This window comes from Bartonella queenslandensis AUST/NH15 (genome assembly GCF_000312585.1).
Lineage (GTDB): Bacteria > Pseudomonadota > Alphaproteobacteria > Rhizobiales > Rhizobiaceae > Bartonella > Bartonella queenslandensis_A.
In genome coordinates this window covers 55,035-61,397 of the sequence record NZ_HE997977.1, presented here as the reverse complement: position 1 = coordinate 61,397, position 6,363 = coordinate 55,035, and the positions used below count along the sequence as shown (strand labels likewise).

The 6,363-nt window shown below is 35.6% G+C and carries 4 protein-coding genes and 1 tRNA gene; 1 reads left to right on the top strand and 4 read right to left on the bottom strand.

Going from position 1 to position 6,363, the window contains the following annotated elements:
* Window positions 1-567: 567 nt before the first annotated feature.
* Window positions 568-1,176 carry a fumarylacetoacetate hydrolase family protein gene (locus tag BN338_RS00875; protein ID WP_039758148.1) on the bottom strand — a complete coding sequence of 203 codons (609 nt, stop codon included), beginning with the start codon at window positions 1,174-1,176 and terminating at the stop codon, window positions 568-570.
* 1,219 nt (window positions 1,177-2,395) lie between these two features.
* Window positions 2,396-3,979, bottom strand: coding sequence for a TerC family protein (locus BN338_RS00870; protein ID WP_039758146.1), 1,584 nt, complete (start codon window positions 3,977-3,979; stop codon window positions 2,396-2,398).
* Window positions 3,980-4,415: 436 nt separating this feature from the next.
* On the opposite strand from BN338_RS00870, the gene BN338_RS00860 reads away from it, so the two are divergent.
* Window positions 4,416-4,491 (top strand) — tRNA-Lys (locus BN338_RS00860).
* Window positions 4,492-5,097: 606 nt separating this feature from the next.
* Here BN338_RS00860 and BN338_RS00855 read toward each other — a convergent pair.
* A complete protein-coding gene (locus BN338_RS00855) occupies window positions 5,098-6,051 on the bottom strand; it encodes a lysylphosphatidylglycerol synthase transmembrane domain-containing protein (protein ID WP_039758142.1) in 954 nt (317 codons plus the stop codon).
* A 15-nt stretch (window positions 6,052-6,066) separates the two neighbouring features.
* Window positions 6,067-6,363: NAD-binding protein (locus BN338_RS00850; RefSeq protein ID WP_198003648.1), on the bottom strand; the 297-nt coding region annotated here is incomplete at its 5' end.

Sequence of the window (6,363 nt, the reverse complement as noted above, 5' to 3'; positions counted from 1 at the left end):
AGAGAGTTTTAATTTTTTTTATTTTTTAGGTGATGCTCGCAAATGGTATAAAAATGGTCATTGAAGTGAATCATGTAAATATGTTGAAGAAACATATTGTTATAGGTTCAAATCCTTTTTTGATGCTACTTGCTGGAAGGCAAGAATTTGGGGGAGGATGCCCTGTAGAACATGGATACTTTAGAATTGAGTTTTTGTGTCATAAACCCATCTATGTAGCTAGTTAAAAGCTTTATTTACCTTCAGCATTCTTTTCGTGTTTGGGTCTTATTTCTTTTGATTTTAAGGCGTGTATTTCAGATTTAATCGATTTAACGCCTATATATAATAAATAGCAGCCACCTATGAGCTTTAATAAAAAAGAGCGTTTTATTATTGAGAACAATCGCTGATACATCCTAGTATGGAAAATGCTTTGTGTGCATATATTGTTGTACACAACCCTAAGACATTGGAAATGCCTTCTTTTTTCCCAGCCTCATAGCATTATCGATGATAAGAGCTATGTTTGAATTAGAGAATATAACTAAAAAAATGAAACAGTGAAAAAGGTCAGTATTTGATGATTCATTTGACCGTTATTTCTGAGATTAATTGAGCTTCAAGATATAACTCTATTTTGTCAAGTTTAGAGAGTTTACCTACGCCCTGTGGAGTGCCTGTATATATGATATCACCATGCCTTAGCTGAATGTAGTGACTTAAAAATGAGATTATTTTTTCAAAGCTAAAGATCATATTTTTCGTATTGCCAACTTGCCTCATTTCACCATTCAACTTCATTTCAAAAGTTATTGGATCGTTTATTTTTTCTTTGGCTATGAAGTCAGAGACGTATGCGGCTCCTTTAAATCCCTTAGACAAAAGCCAAGGAAGCTTTTTTTCTTTTAATTTTGTTTGCAAATCTCTCGCGGTTAGATCAAGACCTATTGCTACAGCATCATAACATTCTTCAGCTTCCCTCTCATTGACTATAAAAGTGTCCTTTGAGATTCTGAGCACAATTTCAGTTTCAAAATGTATTTCTTTGGAAAAATCAGGAAGATTAATTTGGTTTCCTAATACAAGTGAACTGTTCGGCTTACTAAATATAACGGGTTCATCTTCAACAACATTGCCAAGTTCATGAGCATGTTCCACATAATTGAGCCCAACGCAGTAAATATTATTAATCATAGGAAACCACCAAGTTTTTTTCCTTTTATATAGAAAAGATATCCCTATGGAAACAATATTTTTTCTTATATCGATATGTGAGATTTGTAAAAAAAATATGCATTATGTGAGTTAATGACCAATTTTTATGATAAGCAGTTAGCATTGTCTCTTTACGCTTTAATGAGAGGTTGGCTATTGTGTTTCTACGGGGAGAACGTCAAGGAATGCGTGGAACACTCAAGATTTTTGCTTGGATGCTTTTCTAAGTAATTAAAATCGCTGAGGATTTTATTCTTTGCTGTGTTCATAAAGATAGTTTTTTCTAATTTTTTTGAGGCGTTTTGAATGAGTCATTTTCATATGTTTTGTTGCTAAAAAGTCAGTGTAGTGACACCATATTATCCTAGACGTGCATTCATATCTTTTAAAAGTTTGAAGTTGAGAGGTTTCGTAAGACATTCACCTTCATCTATACAATAAGCAGGGTTGTGAGCAAATTCAATACCGTTTTTTTAGCTCTTCGTAATCTACTTACTCATAACCGATAGCAAATCATCTTGCTATTTTACATTGACGCAATTTCTTGGCTGTTTTCTCTGTTATTTTTGTATGCCAGATCAATAAGACATAAATTTTTTCCAGAATTTATCAGGAAAGTTATCTTCATTTAAAGAGTTGAAGAAATAAAATTGAATGCTCAAATCATCTGGAGTTTTTTAAACGTACTCATTTTAGTTATTCTATCAGTTATAGCGATTTTCATCGTAGTTTTTCTCTAAATCGATAACCATTAAAACTCTAAAGCCTTTTTCATCATTTATTGATGAAATTACAAATGCTGAATGGTACATTCCCAATTCATCGAGCAGTACACTCTCTAAGTTTCCTTTCAAACGAACTTAGAGTATAGTTCAAAGCTGTCTTTATCAGTTAAGTGAGTTACATTAATGATGGCAATTTAATACAGTGGCCTGTGATGTTTGAAAGAAGCTTTCTTGATGCGAAAGTGACGGAGTCTTTTAATAAAAAAATGATAAATAATGTTGTACATCTTCTCTTTTCGTATTCTTTTCCAATCATCAGTGAAAACTTTTTTGTAGTGAAAATGCGTTGATAACTTAATTTTTGTATATTCATTATTTCATGCTTTAAAAATGCAAAAATATGAATATACAATTAAGTTATCGACTTCCTATTCTTTTCACTTTCTAACTATAAAGAGAATCCTTTATTCACTTTACGTATCAAAAGAATTAGCTTTTTCTGGTAACACAAGTGGAGAAATAAGGATTTTAGATATGTTTCGGCGTTCCATTTCGATAACTTTAAAGCGTAAACCATCCGTTTCAAAACTTTCTCCCTCATTTGGCAAGTGACCAAACTGCCAAAGCATAAAACCCGCTAGAGTCGTATAACGATCTGCTTCATCAACAAGATTACGCCCAAGATAACCACTTAAACGGCGGATATCAGCATATCCCTCTACAAGAAGGCCGCCATTTTCAAGTTGTTCTGCGATCATGAGTTCTTCATCATCATCAGGAAAGTCTCCTGCAATAGCTTCAAGAATATCGGTTGGTGTTGCAATCCCTTCAAAAGATCCGTGCTCATCAACGATGATTGCAAGCTGAATCGAAGAATGACGTAATTGCTCCATTAATCGTAAAACACTGGTGTTTTCATGAACAACAAGGGGCTCTCGCATAGCCTTTTTCCAATTAATTTTTTTCCCCTCAGCCAAATTCAAAAGAAGATCTTTTGTCAACGCAACGCCAACAAATTCATCCACTTTTTCACGCGCAAGAATTAAGCGGCTATGTTTAACTTTTTGTAATTCTTCACGCATTTCATTTTCATCAGCATTTAAATCTAACCACTCAATTTCATTCCGCGGCGACATGATAGAGCGAACAGGACGATCAGCTAAATCGAGAACACCACGAATCATCTCCTTTTCTTCTGGTCTAAACAATTCAGAAGCTGCGGCCTGTTCAGCAATGACATCTACAGTTTCAGCAAGATGACTATCTTTACTTCCCCCTCCCAAGAGCCTTAAAACAGCATCAGCTGTTTTACTGCGTAGATCATTCGTTGTAATCATCTTTTCACGGTTACGACGTCCAATTTGATTAAAAGCTTCGATGAGAACAGAAAAACCAATAGCAGCATACAAATACCCTTTTGGAATGTGAAAACCAAACCCTTCAACAATAAGCGTAAAACCAATCATCATCAAAAATCCAAGACAAAGGATGACAATAGTGGGATGACGATTAATAAAACGCATGAGAGAGCCAGAGCCACACATCATCACTCCCATAGCAGCAATGACTGCGATATACATAACGGCTGCTTGCTCTTTTGCAATCATGCCTGTTGCGGTAATAATACTATCGAGTGAAAAAACGGCATCCAGCACCACGACTTGAACAATCACTTGCCAAAAAACAGCATAAGCAACGCCTGTTTTTCTTTCATGCGATACTCCTTCTAACCTTTCATGCAATTCTAATGTTCCTTTCGCTAGCAAAAAGGCGCCACCACCAATTAAAATAAAGCTATGCCAGCTAAAGGCAAAAGATGAAAGTGAAAGAATGACCGTATCGAGTCTCATAACCCACCCAATAACGGTAAGAAGGAAAAGCCGCATGATTAATGCTAAAGTAAGACCTATCAAGCGTGCACGGTCACGCAAATGCACTGGCAATTTTTCAGCTAAAATTGCAATAAAGATAAGGTTATCTATTCCTAAAACAATTTCGAGAAAGACCAACGTGACCAAACCAAACCACGCATGGGGATCAGTGATCCATTCCATCATTTCTCACCTTTTAAAAGCTTAAAAGCACGCGATTGACAAAAAAAACTCATGGGCTTTAATTCGTGCATAGGATCATGAACTTTGAATGTAAAAAAAACTACATTCAAAGAAAAAAACAGAAAAATATCGTTTAAACGCATATGATTATTGACAAAATAAAACGCTGCGCCATTCTGTTGACAACGATAAGAAGATTCCTCTAAATTTTGCTCGGGCATTATGCTCGATAATCCTCCAACTATAGATTCTGTATAACAATCAGAACATTTATTTATAGAGCTTCTTATAATGGGTCTATTTTTATATAAGATCAAGTGGTGAATATCATATTTTAAATCCTACAGACGATGAGGCTATTAAAAAACAACAAAATATCTAGACATCCCCCCTTAGGAGCGTTATAGAAGCGCTTATTCTCATCTTTTGGGAAGCGTATGGGTGATTAGCTCAGTCGGTAGAGCAGCTGACTCTTAATCAGCGGGTCGTGGGTTCGATCCCCTCATCACCCACCATTTATTGTGTACTATAAATAATTTATTGATTGTATAAAAATTTTTAAGATATAAGAGGCTAAGGAAAATTGGAGAGTAGGAGCAAGCTAACACGCCACCCAACACACCACACACTCTGCCAGTTCGTGGGTGTTAGATCGGCAGCTCTTGGTGTTTGAGACTCTTCAGAAAAGGCATTTTTAGTCATTTCTTGCACAGTTTTATTCCATACGGCGGCTCTGCCTGCTTATAACGTGCAAGCGAAGGGTTTTTATTGGATTTAACATAGAGAGATTTGAAATGAGAGAATCTTATGGGGTTCAAGGTTCTCATTCAAGTTGAATAACGATAAATTATCTTTATAAACCAATACACTGTATGTTATAGAAACGATTATTTTCTACACGGATAGATATTTTTAAGTTTATGGGAGTCTTTTTGCAGGAAAATAGACAAATATTTCTATGTTTTTCTCAGGGTAAGCTTCTTATAAAGAGAGCCTTTCAAGTTTGAAGGTAGAAAAGATAAATAAAAATAACGATTGTATTATTTACATATGCACCTAAATTTCTGCATGATGATATTATTTATAGGCACACAAAAAAGAAGCCGTTGATAACCTTTTATTTATTTAGGTGGTGTTTTGGGGGCTCTTTTCCAATATTGTTGCGCTTCAAAAATGGCGACCACAAATAATGAAATGATGAGTGGTATGATCAAATAAAGTATTCTAAAGACAATAAGTGCTGCGATAACATCGGTTGGATTTATATTAGGCATGCCTGTTATGAAGAGCGCTTCAAGAACGCCTACTCCTCCTGCTGGAGCATTGGAGAGAAGAGTTAGCGTAAAAGATGCTAGGAAAACACCAAGAACAGAAATAAAATGAATATCGGCATTGTAGGGGAGAACAGCATATATAATTCCTGCTGCTCCTAAAAGCTCTAGAGGGCTAATGAGGAGCTGTTGAATAACAATTTTTAGTCGTGGATAGGAAAGCTGAATTTTCTTGCCCAAGCGTAGGGGTTTCAATTGAAGCCAGCTCCCAAATGTATAAAGTGCTACGCAACTGAGTAAAATTGCTCCGACTATCGTTCCTAGCCATTCAGGAAGCTCTTCATGAATGAGGTTAATAATCTCGGGTTGCAGAACCAAAACGATCCCCAACAGTAAGACTGTACCGATTACAAAAGTAAAAGAGCAAAAACCTACTAATATGGCGATTTCTGTTCCATTTAATCCTTTCATTCTATAAGCGCGATAACGCACAACGGCACCAGAAAAAACGGAAGCGCCGATATTGTGCGAAAGAGCATAAGTTGTAAATGAACATATAGCGATAAAAATCCAAGAAATTTTATGGCCTAGATGTTGTAAGGCAATTCGATCATATCCAGCAAGAGCAGCATAAGCAAGGAGAGAACATAAACAGGCTAATAACCAGTGCTGTGCATTTAAATCGCTCAAACGTTCCAATACGTCTCCGAACGAAATGGCAGAGAGCTTTATATAAAGAATCCGAATAGATATCAGCATTGCTAAGATACCAATTAAGGGCCATATAAATTGCTTTATTTTCACGCTTCTTTATCCATTTTATATTTTCTGTAAATTTTTATGATTATGCATATTCTTTACAGACTTTTGTTCTGTTATATGTTTTATGATGCCATTGGCAATTTCTTCATCATCCGTTACTACAACATCAGCACCTAAATCAATGAGATAAGATGTTTCTGTATCGGATAATGCATGTGTGATTATCTGGATATCCTTCTTCATATCACGTATATTCACGATGCATTCTCCTACTTCAATGGTACTTCGCATTGTAATAACAATTTTATGTGCATTATTTATATTGGCTGCGTTCATTATTTCTTGTTGAATGAT